18 protein-coding genes and 1 rRNA gene are annotated in these 22,462 nt (G+C 41.8%); 7 read left to right on the top strand and 12 right to left on the bottom strand.

Annotated elements, in window-relative coordinates:
• A 16S ribosomal RNA gene (locus L884_RS0116130) occupies window positions 1-90 on the bottom strand; the annotation flags it as partial.
• Between the two features lie 934 nt (window positions 91-1,024).
• Entirely contained in the window at window positions 1,025-1,579 is a 555-nt protein-coding gene (gene gmhB, locus L884_RS0116125; protein ID WP_028768462.1) for a D-glycero-beta-D-manno-heptose 1,7-bisphosphate 7-phosphatase, read from the bottom strand.
• A gap of 133 nt (window positions 1,580-1,712) precedes the next feature.
• Here gmhB and L884_RS0116120 point away from each other — a divergent pair, with 133 nt between their 5' ends.
• Window positions 1,713-3,029, top strand: a complete 1,317-nt coding sequence (locus L884_RS0116120; RefSeq protein WP_028768461.1) for an aminopeptidase P N-terminal domain-containing protein — start codon at window positions 1,713-1,715, stop codon at window positions 3,027-3,029.
• Between the two features lie 514 nt (window positions 3,030-3,543).
• Here L884_RS0116120 and L884_RS0116110 read toward each other — a convergent pair.
• The gene (locus L884_RS0116110; protein ID WP_245603150.1) at window positions 3,544-4,833 is read right to left on the bottom strand and encodes an NAD(P)/FAD-dependent oxidoreductase; all 1,290 of its coding nucleotides are present in this window, start codon (window positions 4,831-4,833) and stop codon (window positions 3,544-3,546) included.
• 36 nt (window positions 4,834-4,869) lie between these two features.
• Window positions 4,870-5,922 carry a proline racemase family protein gene (locus L884_RS0116105; RefSeq protein ID WP_028768458.1) on the bottom strand — a complete coding sequence of 351 codons (1,053 nt, stop codon included), beginning with the start codon at window positions 5,920-5,922 and terminating at the stop codon, window positions 4,870-4,872.
• Window positions 5,923-6,230: 308 nt separating this feature from the next.
• Here L884_RS0116105 and L884_RS0116100 point away from each other — a divergent pair, with 308 nt between their 5' ends.
• From L884_RS0116100 to L884_RS0116080, 4 genes are all read left to right on the top strand, one after another.
• Window positions 6,231-7,232, top strand: a complete 1,002-nt coding sequence (locus L884_RS0116100; protein WP_028768457.1) for a 4-hydroxyproline epimerase — start codon at window positions 6,231-6,233, stop codon at window positions 7,230-7,232.
• A 40-nt stretch (window positions 7,233-7,272) separates the two neighbouring features.
• Window positions 7,273-8,838 (top strand): aldehyde dehydrogenase (NADP(+)), encoded by a 1,566-nt coding sequence (locus L884_RS0116095; protein ID WP_028768456.1) that lies wholly within the window; start codon window positions 7,273-7,275, stop codon window positions 8,836-8,838.
• A 280-nt stretch (window positions 8,839-9,118) separates the two neighbouring features.
• Window positions 9,119-9,790 (top strand): GntR family transcriptional regulator, encoded by a 672-nt coding sequence (locus tag L884_RS0116085; protein ID WP_028768455.1) that lies wholly within the window; start codon window positions 9,119-9,121, stop codon window positions 9,788-9,790.
• 98 nt (window positions 9,791-9,888) lie between these two features.
• Window positions 9,889-10,953 carry a ketoacyl-ACP synthase III gene (locus L884_RS0116080; protein WP_028768454.1) on the top strand — a complete coding sequence of 355 codons (1,065 nt, stop codon included), beginning with the start codon at window positions 9,889-9,891 and terminating at the stop codon, window positions 10,951-10,953.
• A 104-nt stretch (window positions 10,954-11,057) separates the two neighbouring features.
• On the opposite strand, the gene L884_RS0116075 is transcribed toward L884_RS0116080, so the two are convergent.
• Entirely contained in the window at window positions 11,058-11,636 is a 579-nt protein-coding gene (locus L884_RS0116075; protein WP_028768453.1) for a lecithin retinol acyltransferase family protein, read from the bottom strand.
• A 250-nt stretch (window positions 11,637-11,886) separates the two neighbouring features.
• On the opposite strand from L884_RS0116075, the gene L884_RS0116070 reads away from it, so the two are divergent.
• Entirely contained in the window at window positions 11,887-12,420 is a 534-nt protein-coding gene (locus L884_RS0116070) for a heme NO-binding domain-containing protein (RefSeq protein ID WP_028768452.1), read from the top strand.
• A gap of 22 nt (window positions 12,421-12,442) precedes the next feature.
• Window positions 12,443-14,197, top strand: a complete 1,755-nt coding sequence (locus L884_RS0116065) for a hybrid sensor histidine kinase/response regulator (protein WP_084221455.1) — start codon at window positions 12,443-12,445, stop codon at window positions 14,195-14,197.
• An 11-nt stretch (window positions 14,198-14,208) separates the two neighbouring features.
• On the opposite strand, the gene L884_RS0116060 is transcribed toward L884_RS0116065, so the two are convergent.
• The 7 genes from L884_RS0116060 to L884_RS0116030 form a co-directional block, all read right to left on the bottom strand.
• A complete protein-coding gene (locus L884_RS0116060; RefSeq protein WP_028768450.1) occupies window positions 14,209-14,886 on the bottom strand; it encodes an exonuclease domain-containing protein in 678 nt (225 codons plus the stop codon).
• Window positions 14,886-16,733: a DUF294 nucleotidyltransferase-like domain-containing protein gene (locus L884_RS0116055; RefSeq protein WP_028768449.1), complete on the bottom strand. Its 1,848-nt coding sequence runs from the start codon at window positions 16,731-16,733 to the stop codon at window positions 14,886-14,888. Before L884_RS0116055 ends, L884_RS0116060 begins: the two co-directional genes overlap by 1 nt.
• Before the next feature lie 206 nt (window positions 16,734-16,939).
• A complete protein-coding gene (locus L884_RS0116050; protein WP_028768448.1) occupies window positions 16,940-17,239 on the bottom strand; it encodes a hypothetical protein in 300 nt (99 codons plus the stop codon).
• 153 nt (window positions 17,240-17,392) lie between these two features.
• Complete coding sequence (locus L884_RS0116045) at window positions 17,393-19,111, bottom strand: sodium:solute symporter family protein (protein WP_028768447.1); 1,719 nt, start codon at window positions 19,109-19,111, stop codon at window positions 17,393-17,395.
• Between the two features lie 29 nt (window positions 19,112-19,140).
• Window positions 19,141-19,407, bottom strand: coding sequence for a DUF4212 domain-containing protein (locus tag L884_RS0116040; RefSeq protein ID WP_028768446.1), 267 nt, complete (start codon window positions 19,405-19,407; stop codon window positions 19,141-19,143).
• A gap of 387 nt (window positions 19,408-19,794) precedes the next feature.
• Window positions 19,795-20,667, bottom strand: coding sequence for an AraC family transcriptional regulator (locus L884_RS0116035; protein WP_028768445.1), 873 nt, complete (start codon window positions 20,665-20,667; stop codon window positions 19,795-19,797).
• A 184-nt stretch (window positions 20,668-20,851) separates the two neighbouring features.
• A complete protein-coding gene (locus L884_RS0116030; RefSeq protein WP_028768444.1) occupies window positions 20,852-22,339 on the bottom strand; it encodes a tryptophan halogenase family protein in 1,488 nt (495 codons plus the stop codon).
• Window positions 22,340-22,462: the final 123 nt, after the last annotated feature.

Below are 22,462 nucleotides of genomic sequence, written 5' to 3'. Positions count from 1 at the left end.
GGAGCAAGCTCCCTTGTGTTACCGCTCGACTTGCATGTGTTAGGCCTGCCGCCAGCGTTCAATCTGAGCCATGATCAAACTCTTCAATTAAAGTTTTGATGGTCCGAAGACCTGCTCAATGAATTCTGTGATTTGATTTGTTTCGGAAAAACAAAATCAAACTTTTTACATATTGCTATGAACACTCGTTCATTAAGAAATTTTTGACTGCTTCACTCTTTACTCTTTACTAGAAAGAAGTAAGGCAGTTTCGAATAACTTAATCTCTGTGAGTGTCCACACAGATTTGCTTGTCATATTGTTAAAGAGCGTTGCCAGCTTGGTGTTCTTGCGAACCGCTTCAAGTGGCTAGGGCTGCGTATTCTACACTTCCCGTTGTTGGCGTCAAGCGTTTATTTTAAGAAGCTTTTCAAGCGATGCTTTCTTAATCAGAAGTCATTGCATGAAGCTCTTAAACCGCTTGTCACCAGAGCTTAATTCCCAAAGAATTTAAACTCTCTAACATTGCTGCAAGTCCCGTGCTATCTAGCGTTACGCTAGCTAGTTGGCCTACTGTGCCGTGTCAGTGGATGCGCATTATAGGCATATCTCAGATCGGCGCAAGCCCCTTTTGCAATAAAATTAGCTTTTTCGAATCGAGCGTGCATTTACTGCACATTATGCGGTTTTAAACAGCAGCAACTGTTGGTTCAACTCTCACGCAGGTTAAGATATAGCTTGTTTGTTCACTATATTTAAAATTAAGTGCATTACACACTGTCTGCTTTTGTCAGTTAACAATTATATATAACTGAGGTCTAGCCAGAATATTACTAAGGCCTAGCCAGCTTTAGTCGTTAAACAAATCGTGAAACGACAACGCCCCTGCTACATATAGTTAGCAGGGGCGTTGATAATACGATTAACTCATAATCTAAGTCGCCTGTAAGAGTTGATCTTACACAGGCTAATTAGCTGCAATCAGTCACGACCAATATCGACTGTGTTGCTTCGTCATTTAGTTAAGACTTCTGCCTCGTTGTCGCTAGACTTGGCTGGTAAGGTAAGCTGGGACATCTGCAATCGAATCTAAAACGACTGTCGCAGCAGCTACAGCTTCGTCAGTAACAGACTTACCCGTTTTTACTAAGATGCGCGTAGGTACACCTGCCGCCTGAGCAGCTAGCATGTCATCACGTTTATCCCCAACCATTACCGATTGTGACAAATCAATTTTCAAAAACTTTGCAGCTGAATTAAGCATACCTGGCTTTGGCTTGCGACAATCACAATCGATTTTATATTCACCAATACCTTTTTCCGCATGATGTGGACAGTAATAGATCCCATCAAGCTCAACACCTTTATCAACAAAGTTCCAATCCATCCATTCAGTTAAAGAATGGAATTGGTCTTCACTATACATGCCTCGAGCAATACCTGACTGGTTAGTGACGACAGCAAGCAAGTAACCCATTTCTTTTAAAGAAGCACATGCGTCAAACACACCATCTACATATTCAAAATCATCAACTTGGTGTACATAACCGTGATCTAAATTGATAACGCCATCTCTGTCTAAAAATACCGCTCGATTCACAATACATTCTCTCTAATATGCAATAGTTATTATTATTTCATCCCTTTCAAAAAATTGCACCGTGAACTTGCTATAAAGATGCCAATATCGTGTAATGAATAAAATATACAAAAAATCACAACAGGAACATATTATGGCTGATGTCTACCAACTAAGACGCGAAGCACTGCTGGCCGAACTACCTGAAGGTAGCCTAGCTATAATCGCGGGCTACCAACAAAAAGTACGCAGTAAAAATATTAAATACCATTTCCGGCAAGATAATGATTTTCTCTACCTGACAGGGTTTGATGAACCTGATGCTGTTGCTGTACTCATCAAGCGCCAAACATGTGAATACTTGCTATTTTGTCGTCCCAAAGATCAAACTCAAGAAGTCAGTTTTGGCGAACGCGCAGGAGTCGCTGGTGCCGTAGCTATTTACGGTGCAGATAAAGGTTACAGCATCAATGATTTTGAAGCTCAGTTGCTGCCGTTACTACAAAATATCGCAAACCTTTATATTAGCGATGAATTGGGACGCTTTTCTTCACAATTAGTTAATTGGGCAAATCATCAAAGACTTCATTGCTCTTTTGATACACCAAAACAATTTACCCATATCATCCCCCTCGCTGAGATATTACATAAAAAACGAGTAATAAAACGTCAAGATGAGTTAGAAAAGATCCGAGCAGCAGTCAGCGCTTCAATAAACGCACACAAAGCCGTTATGAAAGCTTGCCGTCCCGGCGTTAACGAGCGTGAATTATCATCCCTGTTTGACTTTACAATCGCAAAATATGGCTGCAATGATGTCGCCTACCCCAATATTGTCGCCGGAGGTAATAACGCATGCTGCTTGCACTATGAAGACAACAACTGTGAACTGTTAAGTGGACAGATGCTATTAATTGATGCCGGTGGTGAATTTCAACATTATGCCGCTGATATTACCCGCAGTTACCCTGTAAATGGCAGATTTACAGCGGAGCAAAAAGCCATTTATCAACTAGTACTAAGCGCCCTTGATCAAGCAATTGCCAAAGTAAAGCCTGGGGCTAGATGGGAGCTACTATATGAAACCTGTATGCAGGTGATGGCTCAAGGGTTAAAAGAGCTGGGGCTGCTTACAGGCTCAATTGATGAGATCATGGCAACTGAGAGCTACAAGCGATTTACTGTGCACAAAACGGGTCATTGGCTTGGGATGGATGTTCACGACGTGGGTCCGTATCATGATCAACAAGGAAATTGGCGACAACTTGAAGCCGGAATGGTCTTTACCATTGAGCCCGGCATTTATATTCCGCTAAACGCCGACGATGTACCTGAAGCTTATCGAGGTATGGGGATCCGTATTGAGGATGATATTCTTGTTACTGACAGTGGATATGAAAACTTATCTGCCGATGTCCCTCGCACTGTCCAAGAGATTGAGCAATTTATGATGCCAGTAGAAAGGGAATAGACCGTTAATTAGGTGAAAATGAAAATAGACAAGCCTATTTGGCTTGTCTGCAATCTTGATAAATAGCAGGTTTAAGGCGCTGACTAATCAGTTAGCGCACATTACCATGAGTTTGGGCTAATAAGATCGGCTGCAGTCCCCCCACCTAACGCATAAAAAATGGAGAAAAATGCCCAGATAACGCCGAAGCCCAACAAAATTTGAATAATCAATAAAAGATCTTCAACTATTTTTAACGGATCGTCTAACACGGCTTTGCAATAAGATAATAGCTTTTTGATACGCGGTCTCACTAGTGATTAATTTAAGAAGCAATTTAACTGCAATTAACGACAGGATCATCAATACAAGTTTTTATCGGCCAATTAAACTGCAGAAATGCACTAACTGCACAAAAACCACACTTCCATATTCAACGCTGCCCTATTTTTCTCCTATTGCTGAAAGTCTCTATACTCAGTTTTACCAAGTACCAAGACCTTCAAACATTAGCTGATACGACAATTAGGTTAAACTAACTGAACCTATCGATGCGATAAGGGCTTAAATCAATACTCGGCTGTTTACCTTGTATATCTTCTGCTAGCAAACGCGCAGTTATCGCAGACCAAGTCAGCCCCAAATGTTGATGACCAAAAGAAAAGTACACATTCGATTGCTTTAGACTCTGGCCAAGCACAGGCAAGCTATCAGGCATTGACGGGCGAAAGCCCATCCAACGTTCGCCGTCAGACACTTTTGCATCTGCAAATAGTTGTGGCAATAAAGCTTTAGCGTGAGGAAACAAACAGTCTGCTCTAGCGTCAACCAATGGCGCAGCTAAGCCACCAAACTCAACAGTACCAGCTAAACGTGTTCCGGTTTGCATTGGTGTAATAATAAATTTGCGTTCAAAAGAGGCCACCGGCCGAGATAGGCTACTTTTTTGCGGCATCATCAAATGATAACCGCGCTCTGTTTCCAGTGGCACAGAGTAGCCAAGCTGTTTAGCAAAAGGTTTTGACCAAGCACCAGATGCAATAAGCACACGTTTGCTAACCCGCTTAGCTGTTTGGGTTTGCAAAACAATATCTGAACCTTCTGCAGAAACATTAACATTAACTAATTCTTCAGTGAGAATTTTTCCTCCCATCTGTTTAAATTTTGCCGCCAAAGCTAGGCATAAAGCATGTGGATTAGCTGTATGTCCGACTTGAGTAAAATATAGCGCATGGGTGATATTGCTAGTTAATGAAGGCTCTAATAAACGTACTTCATCACCAGTTAACATCTGCACCGCTACGCCAGCATTGCGATAAGCCTCAAACTCTTTTTCAACCACTTTCGCAGTTGTGCCTTCAAATACCAATAAGCTACCGTTTAATGTCAGCAAATGCTCACAATCGCAAAATGTAACTAATGACTTTATTGCCGAGATAGACGTTTGATTTAAACTTTTAATCGCTCGGCTATTATTGGCTCTTCGCCAAGGCAACATATTAGCTAAAAACCGTATAAACCAGGGCAGCGCTTTAAAAAAGTAACGAGGTTGGATCCGAAATGGTCCAAGCGGATCTAACAGCATTCCCGGCAATTTAGGTAGCATTGCAGGATCGGCTAAGGGAAATACTTGCTCTGTTGCAAAATGCCCTGCATTGCCCTTCGAGGCCCCCTCGCCCACACCTTGCTTATCTATTACAGTCACTTGAAAACCGGCTCGCAACAGTTCAATTGCGGCAGACAATCCGACGATACCCGCACCTACAACTGTGATCTGTTCCTTATTTAACGTTGCTATGTCATTCATTTGATTCATATCCAGCATGCTTTTCTCTTTATCGTTATGGAGTCCATTTTTCGGTTAGCGCAAAATAAAACCATTCTGGAAAATATCCTCTGGGTCGAGGTAAAACTCATGCTTGCCGGTGATAAATGCACGACCAGAAACTTCTGGCAATACAGACTGTTTTCCATGAAATTGTGATTGCGCTGTTGCACTTACAATCATGCGACCATTAACAATGCTTTCAATCATTATTGGTTGTTTGAGCGTGACCTCGCCTTTAGCATGAAGCAAAGCAATTCGGCCCGAGACACCAGTACCAGTGGGAGAACGATCAACTTCGCCATCAGCAAAAATACATACATGACGGGAATGAGCTTCAGGATTAGTCACTTTTTTAGAAGTAAATATCGTGCCATATAAAAAACTTAAATCTGACTCAACTGGATGCTTAAGTGAGTGCTGATCCATAACAGCTAATTTGATGCGACGCCCTAGATCTATTAACTCGGCGACATTGTTTGCATCACAACTAATTCCATGGGCGTCAGCATCAACATAAGCATAATAAGCGCCACCAAAGCCAATATCGTAGTTCACCATACCAAATCCAGCGACATCAACAGTGCAATCAAGCGCATCAGCCCACGAGTCAACATTAATAAAGCTGGCTTGGATTTCTCCTTGGTTATCTCTGTACGCTCTAGCGGTAATTAACCCCGCTGGTGAATCAATTTTTATAACTTTTGCATCAACTTTAGTAGACGCCGTTAACTGAATTGCTCCGGTTTGACACATCACTTTTACGAGCGCCAAAATGCCATGGCCGCACATGCTGCTATAACCCTCATTATGTAAAAACAACACGCCAAAATCAGCATCGTCAGTGACAGCTTCAGTGATAAGAGCACCATACATATCAGCATGACCTCTAGGCTCATGCATTAACAATTTACGATAGCTATCAAGGTGTGCCTGCACATACTCTCGCTTAGCTAAAATGGTTTCGCCTTTTATCTCTGGATAGCCGGAAATAATTATCCGTAAAGGCTCCCCTTCGGTATGCGCATCGATGGTGACAAATTGTTTAAAACTATCCGAAAGCTGAGAATTAATTGTGATAGACGTCATATTTTGGTTGCTCCAACATTATTATTTGGATATTGTATACAATAGAAAGCGTGACTTTAGTAGTATTTTTTTTACATACACTTCCATAACAAATGACTTTCAATCTAAAAACACATGCATACAATATACGAGACTGCAGCGCAGTAATAGAGGTCTAAGATGAAGTAGATTGGCAACGTGTTTTCGCGGCGATTTCAACATCGGCTAACCAAAGGGATACCTAAACCCATTGCATTGGAATACACCAATCCTGGGCTCTTATTAGCCGGAACAACACCTAAAAATAATGATAACAAGGAAGTATTTCCATGCAGAAAGGCACTTTTTTTTGCGTCGATGCTCATACCTGTGGCAACCCAGTCAGATTAGTTACCAGCGGCCACCCTCACCTCAACGGCAACAGTATGAGTGAAAAGCGACAGCACTTTCTTCAAGAGTATGACTGGATCCGCCAAGCGCTGATGTTTGAGCCCCGCGGACACGATATGATGTCTGGTGCTTTTTTATATCCCCCTTGTTCAGACAATGCAGATGCCTCAATTTTATTTATCGAGACTAGTGGCTGCTTGCCTATGTGCGGACATGGCACCATAGGCACTGTCACTGCTGCAATAGAGTCAGGTCTGTTAGTTGCTAAAACCCCCGGGCAACTTGTTCTGGATGTCCCCGCTGGACAGATCCGTATCGAATATCAACAAACTGCAGACAAAGTGGATTGGGTAAAAATCTATAATGTAGCAGCCTACTTGGCCCATCAAGACCAAATACTCGACATACCGGGGCTTGGACCACTCAAAGTAGATGTTTCATATGGTGGAAACTACTACGTCATTGTTGACCCACAAGCTAACTTTCCAGGCCTGCGCCATTGGAGTGCCGGTGACATACTAAAGTGGAGCCCTATCGTCAGGACCATTGCTCAAGAGCAGTTAACTTGTGTGCATCCCGATGATCCAACGGTGAGTGGCATCAGCCATGTACTGTGGACAGGCGATACCATCAGCGAGGGTTCTGATGGTGCCAATGCGGTATTTTATGGTGATAAAGCGATTGACCGCTCGCCTTGCGGTACCGGCACCAGTGCTCGCTTAGCTCAGTTATTTACTAAAGGGCTATTGAATGTTGGTGATGAATACACCCACGAAAGCATTATTGGCAGCCAGTTTGTCGGCCGAATAGAAGCTGCCACCCAAGTCGGTAACTTCCCAGCAATTATGCCAAGCATCAAAGGCTGGGCCCGCATTACCGGACAAAACGCAATAACTGTAGATGATAACGACCCTTACGCCTTTGGTTTTCAAGTGGTGTAAGCCCAATATTCGATATGAGCTGCAACTTTAGGGAGCAAGCATGACTGATTTCAACCAGCAAAATATTTCCGGACAACATTTTATTAATGGAGCATGGACAAGTGAAACAACAGACTTTTGTAGCAATAATCCAATAACTAACCAAGCTTTAGCGTTTAAATTTGCAAACGCAAGCGCTGAAATAGTGACTAATGCTACTGCGGCTGCAAAGCAAGCTTTTAAGCAATACAGAAGCATAGCCCCTGAGCGCCGTGCGGCATTTTTAAATACAATCGCTGATGAGATCCAAGCGGATATTGAAGCAATCACAGCAACAGCACATTTAGAAACCGGTCTACCTATGGCACGCCTTCAAGGAGAAACCGGACGAACTTGTGGTCAGCTAAGATTATTTGCAGCAAACTTAATCAATCCAATTGATAACCGTTACGTTGATCTAGCCAACCCAGAAAGAGCACCACTACCTAAACCAGATACGCGTTTATCAACGTTACCCCTAGGTCCAGTTGCAGTATTTGGCGCATCAAATTTCCCTCTCGCTTTCTCTACTGCAGGGGGAGATACAGCTTCAGCCCTCGCAGCAGGTTGCACGGTGGTGGTCAAAGGCCATCCAGCACACGCAGCAACAAGTGAATTAGTATGTAAAGCGATTGAACGCGCTGCTAATCAGTGTGATATGCCAGCAGGTGTATTTAACTTAGTTCAAGGTGTTACCCCTGAGGTTTCAACGCAATTGGTTACTGACTCAGCGATAAAAGCAGTTGGCTTTACCGGCTCATTAAAAGTGGGACGCATTTTAGCGGACCTATGTGCAAGCCGAGCTGAACCCATTCCTTTTTACGGTGAACTAGGCTCTACCAACCCACAATTTATACTGCCTCAGCTGCTTGATCAGCAAGCGCAAGAACTTGCATCAACTCAAGTCCAATCGATGCTGATGGGTCACGGCCAATTTTGTACTAGTCCAGGTGTCATCGTTGCGATAAAAAGCGACGGATTAAACCAATATAAGGCCACACTGGCACAAGATATTGCCGCCCAAAGTGCTGCAAGTATGCTGACATCAGGGATAGCGGCAACATATCAAGCGCAGCTTGAAACATTAATAGCAAACCCGAACATCGAACTTATCGCACAAGGCGAATCGTCACCAGCTAATCACTTTACTCGCCCAACAGCATTAAAAGTGGCAGCAAATGACTTTTTAGCGTCGTCTGAACTCCAGCAAGAAGTATTTGGGCCATGTGCAGTGTTAGTTGAGTGTGATGATGCCGCACAAATGCTATTGATTGCTGAACAACTTGAAGGTCAGCTGACGGCATCAGTTCATGGCTTAGAAGCAGAGTTAGTCAATAACCAAACCCTCATCGAAGCCATCGCCTTTAATGTTGGACGCATAATTTTTAACCAAATGCCAACAGGTGTTGAAGTTTGTCACTCAATGAACCATGGTGGCCCCTACCCTGCTAGCACCGATAGTCGAACCACATCTGTAGGCTCTGCGGCTATGGCGCGTTTTGAGCGACCAATTTGCTATCAAAATATGCCTACGTCTATTTTGCCAGAACGTGTATCTGTTGATGCTCAAGGCGTAAAGACGTTTTAAATTGAAGCAGTTAAACATGAGACCTATTGTGGGTCTCATGTTTATTTATTTTGCAGTTATTGATGAGCGTACTCACGTTATCGTTGAAAATGCATCAGTAATCAGCCCACTAATTACATAATAAAAATAGCAATATAGTGATAGTGAATTTTGCTCAACTAGTGATATGAATTGCAAAAAAGATGATGCTGAATCCATCTGTTGCCCTTTCTTTATAATGGCATAAGCGGTACCCTAGGACGGATCAACGTGTATTAATAACAAAAAAATATCGGGTACTATGAGCAAAACAACACCTATCGTCCATAAAACTCGCACACAAATAGTGGTCGAGGTGCTAAGGGAAAAGATCCTTTCCGGTGAGATTGCCGCAGGCCAACCCTTACGTCAAAGCGCCTTGGCAGACGAATTAAATGTTAGCCGAATTCCTGTAAGAGAAGCATTACTGCAACTAGAAGCTGAAGGACTAGTAAAGTTTGAAGCTCATAAAGGCGCAACTGCGACCCTGCTATCTACAGAACAAGTCACCGAACTTTTTGATTTACGAGCACTGATTGAATCCGACTTACTCGCGAAGTCTATTCCAAATTTAAGTGAAGAAGATATCCATCAAGCAGAAAATATTCTGCAAGAAATGGATACAGCGTACCAAGACGAGGAACAAGTAGAAAATTGGAGTAGTTTAAACTCACAATTTCATACTTGTCTCTATAGCGCTGCAAACCGCCCGCATACACTAGAAGTTGTGCAAGGCCTAAATACTAATTGCGATCGTTATATTCGTTTGCAACTATTTTTAGCAAGCGGTGTACCTAAAGCTCAACAAGACCACCGCGAACTACTTGAATATTGTAAAAATAAAGATATTGAGAAAGCGGTAGAATTATTACGTGCGCATATCTTACATGCCGCTGATGAAATTCGTGTACTAGTTAAGCAGCAAGACGACTAGCTCACAGCTGATTAGCATCATATTTGCTAAGCTTCGCTGATAAAGATCCCATAAGGCAGAGCTCAGGTTCTGCCTTTTTAAGTTAAGAGAATACCTAAATGCAGTACGCCACTATTACTGGTTGGGGCAAGTGTGTTCCGCCCGCAACCCTAACAAACCATGATTTAGCCACCTTTATTGATACCTCAGATGAGTGGATCAAGCCACGAACAGGGATCAGCCAACGTCATATTAGTCATGTTGATACTTCAGAACTCGCCTCTGTAGCAGCTAAAAGAGCACTTGCAGCAGCGGGTATTGATGGCAGCGAACTCGATATGATTATTTTGGCAACAGCTACGCCAGATACGCTTATTCCGAACATTGCATCAACAGTGCAAGCCAACATAGGCGCAACTTGCGCAGCCTTTGACATCAACGCAGCATGTAGTGGCTTTTTATATGGCTTAGGCCTTGGAAGCTCACAGATCAGAAGTGGTCAATGCCAAAAGGTATTGGTTATTGGCGCTGAACGTCTGTCATTTTTCTTAGACTGGTCACGTCGTGATACTGCAGTATTGTTTGGTGATGGTGCCGGAGCCGTCGTTTTAGAAGCAACCGATGAAGCGATTGGTGTTTTAGGCTATGAGCTGAACAATGATCCTGATGGCCGAGATATTCTAAAAGCCGGTTTTGGTACCGCTATGGATCGTTTTGAAGCTTCTTCTTTAGACTTTTATATTGAATTTAATGGTCAAGAGATCTTCAAACGTGCAATTGCTGGCATGGGTAAACTAAGCACTAAAGTGATTGAAAAATGCGGTATCGATAAAGACGAAATTGATTGGGTTATTCCTCATCAAGCAAACGAGCGTATTATTGATACGCTAATTAGCCGCATGAAGATCCCGAAAGAGAAAGCTGTTGTAAATATTGCCAATTACGGTAACACCTCTGCTGCAACCATCCCTATTGCGATTTGTGATGCGTTAGAGCAAGGCAAGATCCAACCAAACCAAACCATTCTTTCTTGTGCATTTGGTGCAGGCTTAACCTCAGCTGCTGCATTGATAAAATGGGGCGACAGAGTAACACCTATCGCTAGCAGTGATGCTGAACTCCCACCTTGCGATAAAACAGGTATTGAGCTAGTTGCAAAAGCGGTTAAACATTTTTGTGGCTAATAAAAACATTGTCGAATAAACCACTAGTAAGCAGAGCGCTGACTATTGAGTCTATTTTGCAATAACATAGCTCCTCATAAAAACACCGGCTTTTGTCGGTGTTTTTATTGAATGATTTCATCCCAATATATGGCTTGCTTAAAGTAACGACCTAAATGGTTATTGAGTTTAGCAAAACTGGTCACTTCACAATCTTCACCGCTCACACACTGCCAAACAAAACGATGGCAATTATTATCAAACAGATCGTATTCTCGGTAACTAAAAATAGCCTGTTTGGCTCGCTCAAGTGTTTCATCTGCCACCAATGCTTGGTGAAGGTGATTGCCCGCTTGGTAAATTCGACTTCCGCTGCGATCGGCAAGAAATCGTTTCGCTGAAATGGCTCTCACTAAACCGCTGCCATGCAGCTCCACCAGCGTGTCATCACCTAGCCAAACACCTGTATGTTCAATCACACCATAAACAAAGCAGCACACGATACTTCCAGGAACAGGCCGCACTTTTTGTCCATCTGTCCGCCAAAGACTGGGAGCAAGCTCAGCAGAGTTACCATTTTCATGACTTATTTTTGCCAAGCCACGTTTACGTAACGAAGCAACCTGCTTTTGCTTTTGTTTTTCCTCAGCAACGATAGCTGCACCAACAGCTGCCACACCAATCCAAATCAACGGCAACGCCATAATCAGCCCCTTTAAAAGCGCTCATTTACAATAACTTTCAACTTAAGTTATAGAAGAGCTATCGTGAATTGAATAGTAAAAATGTAACTAAAAATCAAACAGCAATGCTTATTGCTGCTCATTTGAGCTCGACTATTGAAGCGGCACTATCATCGTTTTCATAAAACTATGATTAAGTTTATGATAATTCATTGAAAGATTACGGCTAATACACTACTTTAAATAGTGACAATAGTTAAAGGAGCCGTATATGAAAGGGATTATTTTTGCTGAATTCTTGGAACTTGTCGAAGATACCTTTGGCCTTGAAACCTGCCAAAAAATGCTTGATGAAAACCAAAATGATGGCGTTTATACCGCAGTTGGCACATACGATCACAAAGACTTAGTCAAATTAATTGTCACTCTGAGTAAACTCACGGGCATTTCTGCAGAAGAGTTACAGCAAGTCTATGGCAAATCTATTTTCAAAACGCTCTATAACAGCATGCCGGGGTTAGAAGGTAAAGCTGATACAACATTTTCATTCATTAATAGTGTTGAAGAATACATTCATATTGAAGTCAAAAAACTCTACGCCAACGCTAACCCTCCCGCTTTTAAATTTGTCTCAGAAACTGAAACCCAATTAATCATGGATTACATGTCTGCACGATGCATGTCTCATGTTTGTCTCGGTCTTATACAAGGTTGTGCGGAACATTTTCAAGAGACAATAGATGTACATATGGAGCCTATGGCTGATGATCAATCTGAAGTGCGTTTTACCTTAACCACTGTTTAGTTTTCTTTGTTGAGTGATTTGTATGCCTAATGATGAGATTATTCAATTAACAGAAAAGGTTAGCTTACTTTCTCGTAAAATAGAACGCGAAAAAGCAGCTAAAAAAGCGGCGGAAAAACTCTTAGAAGAAAAGAGCCGCGAGCTTTATATTGCCAAGCAGTTGGTTGAAGACTCATTAGTCAATATTAAAGAGAAATCCGAGCAAGACATTGCTTTATTGCAATTTAAAACCTTTCTCGAGTCCATATTGCTCGACTTTAATCAACTATTTTTGCAAAAACCTATCTCAAATATTTTATTACAACGCTTACTCGATGATCTGATTGGCATTGACGAGATAAAGGCCAGTAAAATCAGATTTAAGTCTTTGGATCAGAGCGGTAAATTTCGTTCCTACTACGCGGGTGATAAATCACTGATTAATACCGATAGCCAACTTTCCTCACCACTATTTTGGAGTAATGATCACCGCCAGATAAAAATTATCATCAACTCAAGTGAAGTGATTTTAGGCAGCTTAACCTTAGTCATTGATGCTCCAACCTCTTGGCAACACACTATCGAAAAACAATTACTGCTATTTTGTGACATGCTAAGTGCAGCCCATAGTCGGCAAGAGTTACTTGCTCGTACAATTGAAGAAAAGCAGCGAGCAGAAAGTTCTGAGCAATCGACAAGGGATTTTGTCGCAATGATCAACCATGAACTTAGAACGCCACTCAATGGCCTTTTAGGATCTGCAGAGCTTATGAGTGATACAGAGCTAACTCCTCACCAACAACAGTTATTGACGACGATGCATCAGTCAGGCGAATTACTGAGGGTGATTATTAATGATTTGCTCGATCTCAGTAAAATGAGTGCAGGTATGCTACAAATTGTCGAGATTGACTTTTCTCCCGCTAAACTTTGCCAGATGATCTACGATATTTTTAAGTTGCGTACTGAAGAGTTTGGATTAGAGTTTATTTTCAATTATCAAGATGATATTCCAAAAAGACTGCTAGGTGATCCTGACAGGATTAAACAGATCTTAGTCAACCTCATTGGCAACTCCATCAAGTTTACTAAGCAAGGTAAAATCACGGTCAACTTGGAGTGGAAGAATCAGTGTTTCTGTTTTTCTGTATCCGATACAGGTTGCGGTATTCCCCAAGATAAAATTGACACCCTATTTGACCCCTTTACCCAAGTTAATAACTCGAGTAATCGAGCCTTTGAAGGTACAGGCCTTGGACTCGCTATTTGTAAACATCTCATTGAAGAGATGAAAGGCAGCATAAGCTTAGAATCAACCTTAGGTAAAGGCACAGTATTTGATATAAAACTGCCCTTAAAACCTGTGCTAGTACACGCTGAAAGCGTAGATTTAAAGCAACAAGAATTCCCTATCGATACACTTTCATTACTTGTTGTTGAAGACAGCACGGTTAATCAAGTATTGATTGAGATGATTTTAGGTAAATTAGGGATCAAACCAAGTATTGTCAGTAACGGACTGGAAGCGATAGAGTTTTTAGAAAAACATCAGGTAGATGTAGTATTCATGGATTGCAGAATGCCTGTTATTGATGGTTTTGAAGCCACCAGAAGGTTACGGGCGAAAAACTATAACAAACCTATTATCGCCTTAACCGCCAGTACAACGTCAGTAGAGACTGAGCAATGTTACCAATGCGGAATGGATGAAATCGTTAATAAACCCTATCAAAAAGAAGATATAAAAAAAGTACTTATAAAATGGGGTAACAGGCTCGCGGAAGCAAATCAAGAATAATCAATTAACTGTTAAGCTAACAAATCTGTAAGCACTAGCTCATCTTTTCCAGCAATAGCTGCCATTTGTGCCAATAATAACTCACCACAAGCAAGCGCATCGACGGCTGCATTATGTGCAGCGTAGACAGGCAAATTATAACGGCTTCGGCATGCGTCAAGCCTAAGCGAACCTTCCTGAATCACATCATGTTTTCTTAAAAGACGCTTTTTCTCTAATGCCATAGTATCTACAGCAATCAATTTAACTTCTTGCTTTAACCAACGTAAATAACCTGCTTTTAAAAAACAAAGATCTAACGGTGCATGATGCGCAACCAATATATGGCCTTTAGTTTGCTCTAAAAACCACTGAAGAGCTTGCTCGATATCGACGGCATGGGTTAACTGATCATCTACTATCCCATGAATGACTGCGCTGTTACCCACGCTACCCTCTATTTGAACCAATAAATGTTTAGCTTTTGCAAGATGCAACTCCCCCGCTATTATCGGAACAATGCCAATGCTGAGTATCTGATCTTGCTGACTATCAAGACCGGTCATTTCAAGATCAAACGCCATAAAAGGCATTTGACTCACCGGTAACGAAAGCTGCTGATTTAACGCCTGATAATAATCTCTTAATAGCGCATTTTTGCAAAGTAGCGCATCGAGCTGTAACCGCAACTTTAAATAGATAGCGTTCACTAAAAATTCCTCATCATTTTTAGCTTTAGACCAACTTGACCATCATGCACCACTTTAAATGCGTCCCTAAGTTGATGCCTGATAAGCGACGAAACGCTTTGAGGCATAAGGTAATTAGTGATCGGTAATGACTGAGTATATTGAAGGCCTTGGTTAGATAAGCGCATATGAGCAATAAACTCATGAGCGTCTGCTAAGTTGAGCGCATCTTTTCGATTAATAATATTCTGCTCCATAAGGGCACGAATACGCTTAGCAGTATTAACCTCCTTAATCCCAGCAGACAAAGCATAAACTCGGGCAATATCATTAATGAGTGCATTACCCTTATGTTTTAAATCTATACCTTTTACTTCGCTTCCATCGCGCTCTAATACAAACTTTCTGAAAAAGCCTAGTGGAGGAGTACTCGTTAATGAGTTGCCAGTAAGACCCGCTAAAAAGATGTCATTATCTTTAGTTTTACTCAGTACCGAATCTTGTAAGCTATCAAATAAAGACTTCGGACCATAAACACTGCGCATATCAAAAAAGATACTCGCATGCATCAATGCTTTCGGTTCAGGGGTATTAACCCACTTATCAAACACCTGTTGCCAGCGCTGCAATGACATACGCCATTTTGGGTTTTGCGCCATAATATCCCCAGGACAGTACACATAACCGCACTCATCTAACCCTTTACAAACAGCTCGAGATAGCGCTTCAAAATATCCTGCCGCGGCATCATCGGGCTCATGGGCTAGTAATAGCCCATTATCCTGATCTGAACAGGCCGCTTGGTCTTGTCGCCCTTGAGAGCCAAAAGCTAACCAACAAAATGCCATTGGCGCTTCACCTAATATTTGTTGGTTCAACACAATCAACCTACGCGTTAACGCATCGGTGACTGACGTCAGCACCCGGCCAATCTCTTCTGCTCGAGCATCAGCACTAATTAGGTTTTGTAGTAATAAAGGAATTTGTTTGCTGACTTGGATCAGGCTAGCAATATCATTTTGGCGTTCAATTTCACCTATCAGCAGTAATGGTTGTGAACTTTGCCCCCTAAGTATGTCGGTACTGGTAACAATTCCGGTAGCTTGGCCATTATCAAGCACAGGTAGATGATGAATATTATGGGCACTCATCGACAGCATGGCTTCAAATACCAGCGAATTAGACTCTATAACAACAGGGTTACACGTCATCGCTTGATGCACAGGTAAATCACCATTAAGATTTTCAGCAAGTACTCGGTTACGTAAATCCTTATCTGTCAAAATCCCCACTAGCTTATTATTATCAATAACAAGCACTGACGAGACTCGCGCTTTGCGCATTAAACGACTCGCCTCGGCTACACTTGTATTCAAATCAATGGTTAACGGCGTGCGAGACATCAAGCTCGTGATGCGGCTGGTTGTAGTTAGATCTTTTGCTTTAAAGCGGCCTTGATGCCGCAGACGCTTAGCAAATGCCCGATTAAAAAAACGGTCAAACTCACGACTTTCTAAGCGCAGCAAATCAAACATATCCGGTGGCAAGTGATACACTAATCCATCTTCAAGAATAGCCACACGATTGCTAGCATCTTCACCAGACAACAAAGATGGGAAACCGAAATAATCACCCTCGCCTAATCTATCAAGCAGCTCACCATTTTTATCACGCACCTCAAATGCGCCACTGCGGACGATATAAAGCTGTGGATGAGCGGGATCGAGAGGAACAAAGCCAGAAGCCTTACTGTAATAACCAATGCTTAGGCTTTTGCAACAGCGCTCTAATGTCAAATCAGATAGAGTACCGAAAGGGACCAGGCCTTTTATAAAATCGGTGACGGGTTGAAGCTCGCTTGCATCCATAGATTAACTGCCACTATTTTAGATAGTAAAACTATACCGAATTCAACCTAGTGCAGATATTCGACTAATGGCGTAAAAGAGGTGCATTGAACAATTTAGGGCTGAAGCAAAAACATTTACTGCAGTTAGCAACTCAGGCACTGCAACAACTCTGTGAAGGATAAAGCCGGTACAGCTTTGCCGGCTTACGCTTTAACTCAAGCGGTTTACTCCGCTAACCAGTTGGTTATCGCTTTACGCTTTTTTTGCTTGATCTCACGACTAACTTTATCTTTTATCTGCTGTTTGGGATCTAATCCCCCTTTTATTTTCTCTACTTTTTTAGCGGCATTACGCTCAACTTTATTGAGTTTATGTTTAGTACGCCTAAGTTCGTCTTTATATTCAGACTTAGTCTCCTTAATATCCCTGTTCAGACGTACGGCATCCTTAAGAACATTTTGCGCAAACAAGCTCGGTGAAATAAGAGCAATAGAGAGTGCCATCAAGGGCAGATACTTTTTCATATAATCAATCCAAAAATTTAAAGGCCGAATTATCTAGCCTTCGTTTTGAACAATGAACCCGCTTGCGCTCATTATGATTATAAGCAGACCGAATAACACACAAAAAAGAGTGCCGAAGCACTCTTTTTTATTAGCTTAGTTTTAATCTAAAGCCTAGTGATCGTGAGCTTCACCAGAGCCTTTAGGGAATCGAATTGACTCAACCATATCTACGACATCTTGTGGTACAGCTTTAGTCACTCGGCTAACAGCAAATGCCACACAGAAGTTAACCATCATACCGAATAAACCAATACCTTCTGGTGATATGCCAAATAACCAGTTCTCAGCAGAGTTGGCAGATGGGTTAACAAACTTAAAGTACACAATATAGCTAGCACTAAATAGTAAACCTGTCACCATACCTGCAATCGCACCTTCTTTATTCACTGTTTTAGAGAAGATCCCCATGATAATTGCAGGGAACAAAGATGATGCAGCGAGACCAAATGCAATTGCGACTACCGCGGCAACAAAGCCCGGAGGATTAATACCGAAGTAACCCGCCATTACAATACCTGCAGCAGAAGCTAATCGTGCATACATAAGCTCCTTCTTATCGGAAATATTTGGCATCAAGTTTTTCTTCAATAAGTCGTGAGACACAGACGTTGAAATCACCAATAATAAACCAGCAGAAGTTGATAGCGCCGCAGCCAAACCACCAGCGGCCACTAATGCAATCACCCATGCAGGAAGGTCAGCAATCTCTGGAGTAGCAAGTACCATGATGTCACGGTCAATCTTCATCTCGTTTTCAGCTCCCGCTGTATAGAAGATCTTACCGTCGTCATTCTTGTCATCCCATGTGATAAGACCTGTCTTTTCCCAGTTTTTAATCCAATCTGGTGCGGTTTCATAGGCAACACCTGTCGACTCTGGACCATTAATGGTTTCAATCATATTTACACGAGAAAACGCTGATAATGCAGGCACAGTAGTGTACATAATAGCGATAAACACTAACGCCCAACCCGCTGATACACGTGCATCTTTAACTTTTGGCACAGTAAAGAAACGTACAATCACATGAGGTAAACCCGCAGTACCAAACATCAATGCACCTGTGATAAAGAACACATCAATCATGCTCTTAGACCCTTCGGTGTATTGAGCAAATCCCAGCTCGTTTGATAATCCATCGAGCTTATCTAGCAAGTATTCTCCTGTGCCATTACCGGCAGCATCGACCAATTCAGCACCAAAACCGATTTGCGGAATAATGTGACCTGTCATCATCACAGAGATAAAGATAGCAGGAACCATGAAAGCAAAAATCAATACGCAGTACTGAGCCACCTGAGTGTAGGTAATCCCTTTCATACCACCAAGTACAGCATAGAAAAATACCACAGCCATACCAATATATACGCCGGTATCAACCTCAACCTCTAGGAAGCGAGAGAATACAACACCTACGCCACGCATTTGCCCTGCAATATAAGTAAAGCAAATAAAAATCGCACACACGACTGCTACAGTACGAGCAGCTTGAGAGTAGTAACGATCACCAATAAAGTCAGGTACCGTAAACTTACCAAATTTACGCAGGTACGGTGCCATACAAAGCGCCAGTAATACGTAACCACCAGTCCAGCCCATTAGGTATACAGAACCGTCATAGCCGACAAAGGAAACAATACCTGCTAGAGAAATAAACGACGCAGCAGACATCCAGTCAGCAGCAGTTGCCATACCATTCATTACTGGCGGCACACCACCACCAGCGACATAAAACTCTTTAGTTGATCCCGCTCGAGACCAAATCGCAATGCCGATATAGAGGGCAAATGTAAACCCAACAATCAGATAAGTTAATGTTTGTACATCCATCTCATGAATCCTTATATAATGACTTGGGCTTAATCTTCGTGAACGCCATATTTTTTATCTAACGCGTTCGCCTTAGCGACGTAGACAAAAATAAGTGCAACAAAAACATACATAGAACCCTGTTGCGCAAACCAGAATCCCAATTTAAAGCCCATGAAATGGATCTCATTGAGCACATCTACTAATAAAATACCGCAGCCAAATGACACCGCCGCCCATATGACGAGTAAACCTAAAACAAGACGCAAATTCTCGCGCCAATATCCTTCTGCCTTTTCGTTGCTTTCAAAACTCATAGTGACTCCCATGTACTGTTTTTATATTTAAGTCATGACTTAATCTAACAAGCACACAAAGAACAACAATCAAGACCTTAGTCTAACGCCAACGTTAACCAAATAAGTTAAAACAACAAACCACATTTTAAACAAGTACTTAAAGGTTTACGTACGCGTAAGGCTTGAGTGTTTTTCAAACAAGACCTTAGACCAAGGTAGTAGTGAAAAGGCAAAAAGCTTGAGCATAAAACTGCAACTAACATGTAGATAAAAGCTAATATGATGAATAATCGCAGGGGCTGCTTGGAGCTGATATAGCAAGTTGTTCAGTTAAACCGCAAATGGCTGATATTAATAAACGCCACTTTCTAACGTCTGTTAATACCAGCCCTCACAAAGTGAGTGCTAAGACAGGACATGTTTAATTTTTATGCTATTTCTAAAAGCGCTGGGGGTACTGCCTTTTATTGATAGAAACTGGCGATTAAAGTTCGACGTGTTATTAAAACCACACTGATCACTAATAACAGCTATCGGATGATTTGAATTAATTAATAACTTACAAGCTTTACCAATGCGCAATTGATTAATAAAAGTGGTCAAGGTTCGTTCAGTTCGCTTTTTAAAAAAACGATGAAAATGGTTGGTACTCATATGCGCTATCTCTGCAAGTTCTTCAGCATAAATAGCACGTTCAAAATTGTTATAAATATACTCAATCACCCTATCTAACTTATCTATTCCCACATCGGTACGGTGGCCAAAAGTAAAAAAGCTACTTGATAAAATCTTCACCTGCGGATCTGATTTCATCATATTCAGTAAACTAACAAGTTGTACAAAACGATTAAAAGGGTCAGCCTTTTGCATATTCACAAACAGTTCTTGGGCTTTTTTTGTGCACTCAGAGCCAAAGAGTAGCCCTCTACAAGACAGATCTAACATGGACTTAAGCTCAACAAATTCCTTATGCTCATCAATCAAACCTTCTAACCAAAGCTTCGGGATCTGTGCAACATATACCGTTTGTATGCTGCCGTCATCGTTTGGCTCTGTATGCCATGTATGTGGCATATTCGGCCCAACAAGTACCAGATCGGCACCAGCATACTCTTCAATATTGTCGCCAACATACCTCAAGCCTGATGAGTTTAAGGTTAGGCAAATTTCATATTCGGGATGGTAATGCCAGTTGAAGTCAATATTAGGTAATTCATATTTAACAAAGCGCCATGAGCTATTAGCTGACGGGATCACTTTTTCACACATAGGTTTCATTTTATAAGTCCGTTTATTTAGCGCATCCTAGCGGAGAGAGTGGTAACGCTATTTATTGATTTTCTAAAAATTAAAAATGCCAACCATAAATAATATTGATTAAGGAATTCTAACTTGGGGGCACTGCATGAGAATTAGACCTAAGTGGAATAAAATATTGCATTATATTTTATTCCAATTGAGTTTATTCTGCTGTGTTAGCAAAATAGTTTAGGGCTATTTGTTTAAAATAGTTTTGTGCTTTGTCTATCACTTGTGGCGCTATGCGGTGCTGCTTAATAAACAGCTTTTCGTCACGATAGTCCATTCCCGCAAATAAGGCGTACCAAGAGGGGCTAAAATACGCAAGCTCAACATCTAAACGATACATAAGCGCATCAAAATCTTGGCCTGTGCGCCAACACGACATTATTTCTGCAAGCCGAGGTTGCATCTGCTCAGGTTTAGTTACTTGGCGCCAATACTCACTATCCCGACGTTGGCTAGTAACATAGTGAGCATGAATATACTCTTTTACTCCAAGTACCAATCGAGTTAACTGCTGATTATAAGCCTTTCGGGACTGCGCTAAATCAATCGCTGGATGTTGAACTGTTAACGTTTTCACAAAGGATTCTATTCCCCATTGGGTAACCATTAATGCTGTTGCCTCTAAAGGTTCGACAAAACTATGAGATAAACCTATCGCTAACACATTTTTGGTCCACGGGCTGCGACGCATGCCAACTCTCATGTTCACATGTTTAAAATCACTGTTGTCTGCATCGATATTAAGCTCAGCAGCTAACTCAAGCTCTGCTTGCCGCGGGCTAAGATGAGCAGAGCTATATACGTAGCCATTACCTACCCTTGAAGTTAGAGGTATTCGCCACATCCAACCTGCTGTCAAGGCTTTAGAAGTCGTATAGGGTTTAGGTATTTCCCCATCTAATTGAGTACTTACAGCCACAGCCGCGTCATTTGCAAGCTCAGCTGCAAATGATTCAAAGGGGACATCTAATGCTTGCTCTATCAACACCGCACGAAACCCGCTTGCATCAATAAAAAAGTCGCCGCTGACATTAATACCGCTTTTAAGGTTAAGCTTGGCGATATTGTCATTGTTATCTTGAACAACAGTCGTAACATCATCAATTAAATGGCTGACGCCTTTAGCTAATGCAAACTGTTTAAGCACTTTTGCCAATTTTGCCGCATCAAAGTGATAACCATACTCAGGTTCAACGGGCAAAGATTTATGTGGCTTAGGAGCAAGATTGAGTTGTGCAAGCTGACCGCTAAGAAAAAAATCATCTCCAATAATATGAGGCCCCGCCCCTCGACGTCTTGTGTTAGCACAATGAAAAAACACTTCCGCAGGCTTTACATCTAAATCATTGTAAAATGGATGAAAATAGCGACTGCCAGCATGATTCCAATCATCGAAGTATATACCCGTTTTATAACTTGCATCACAGCGACTCATCCAGTCTGATTCGGTAAAACCGAGTGATGCCATAAAGTGTTTCAAATAAGGTGTGGAGCCTTCACCTACCCCTATCGTGCCAATCTGACTAGACTCGATTAAGGTTATCTCGACTGGTGTTACAGTTTGGGCATTTGCGAGCGCAGCTGCCGCCATCCAACCAGATGTACCGCCACCTACAATCACTATTTTTTTGATAAGTTCCATTTAGCAATTCCTAAGTTCACAATGACAATGAAAAACAACTCGAACATTAATGTGACTTTCATGCCCGTTAACAAGCACAAAAAGGAGAGCCAATACCAGCCTCTCCTTGTGTCTAAGTCATTA

This window comes from Shewanella fidelis ATCC BAA-318, assembly GCF_000518605.1.
Lineage (GTDB): Bacteria > Pseudomonadota > Gammaproteobacteria > Enterobacterales > Shewanellaceae > Shewanella > Shewanella fidelis.
This window is presented reverse-complemented; position numbering and strand designations above follow the sequence as displayed.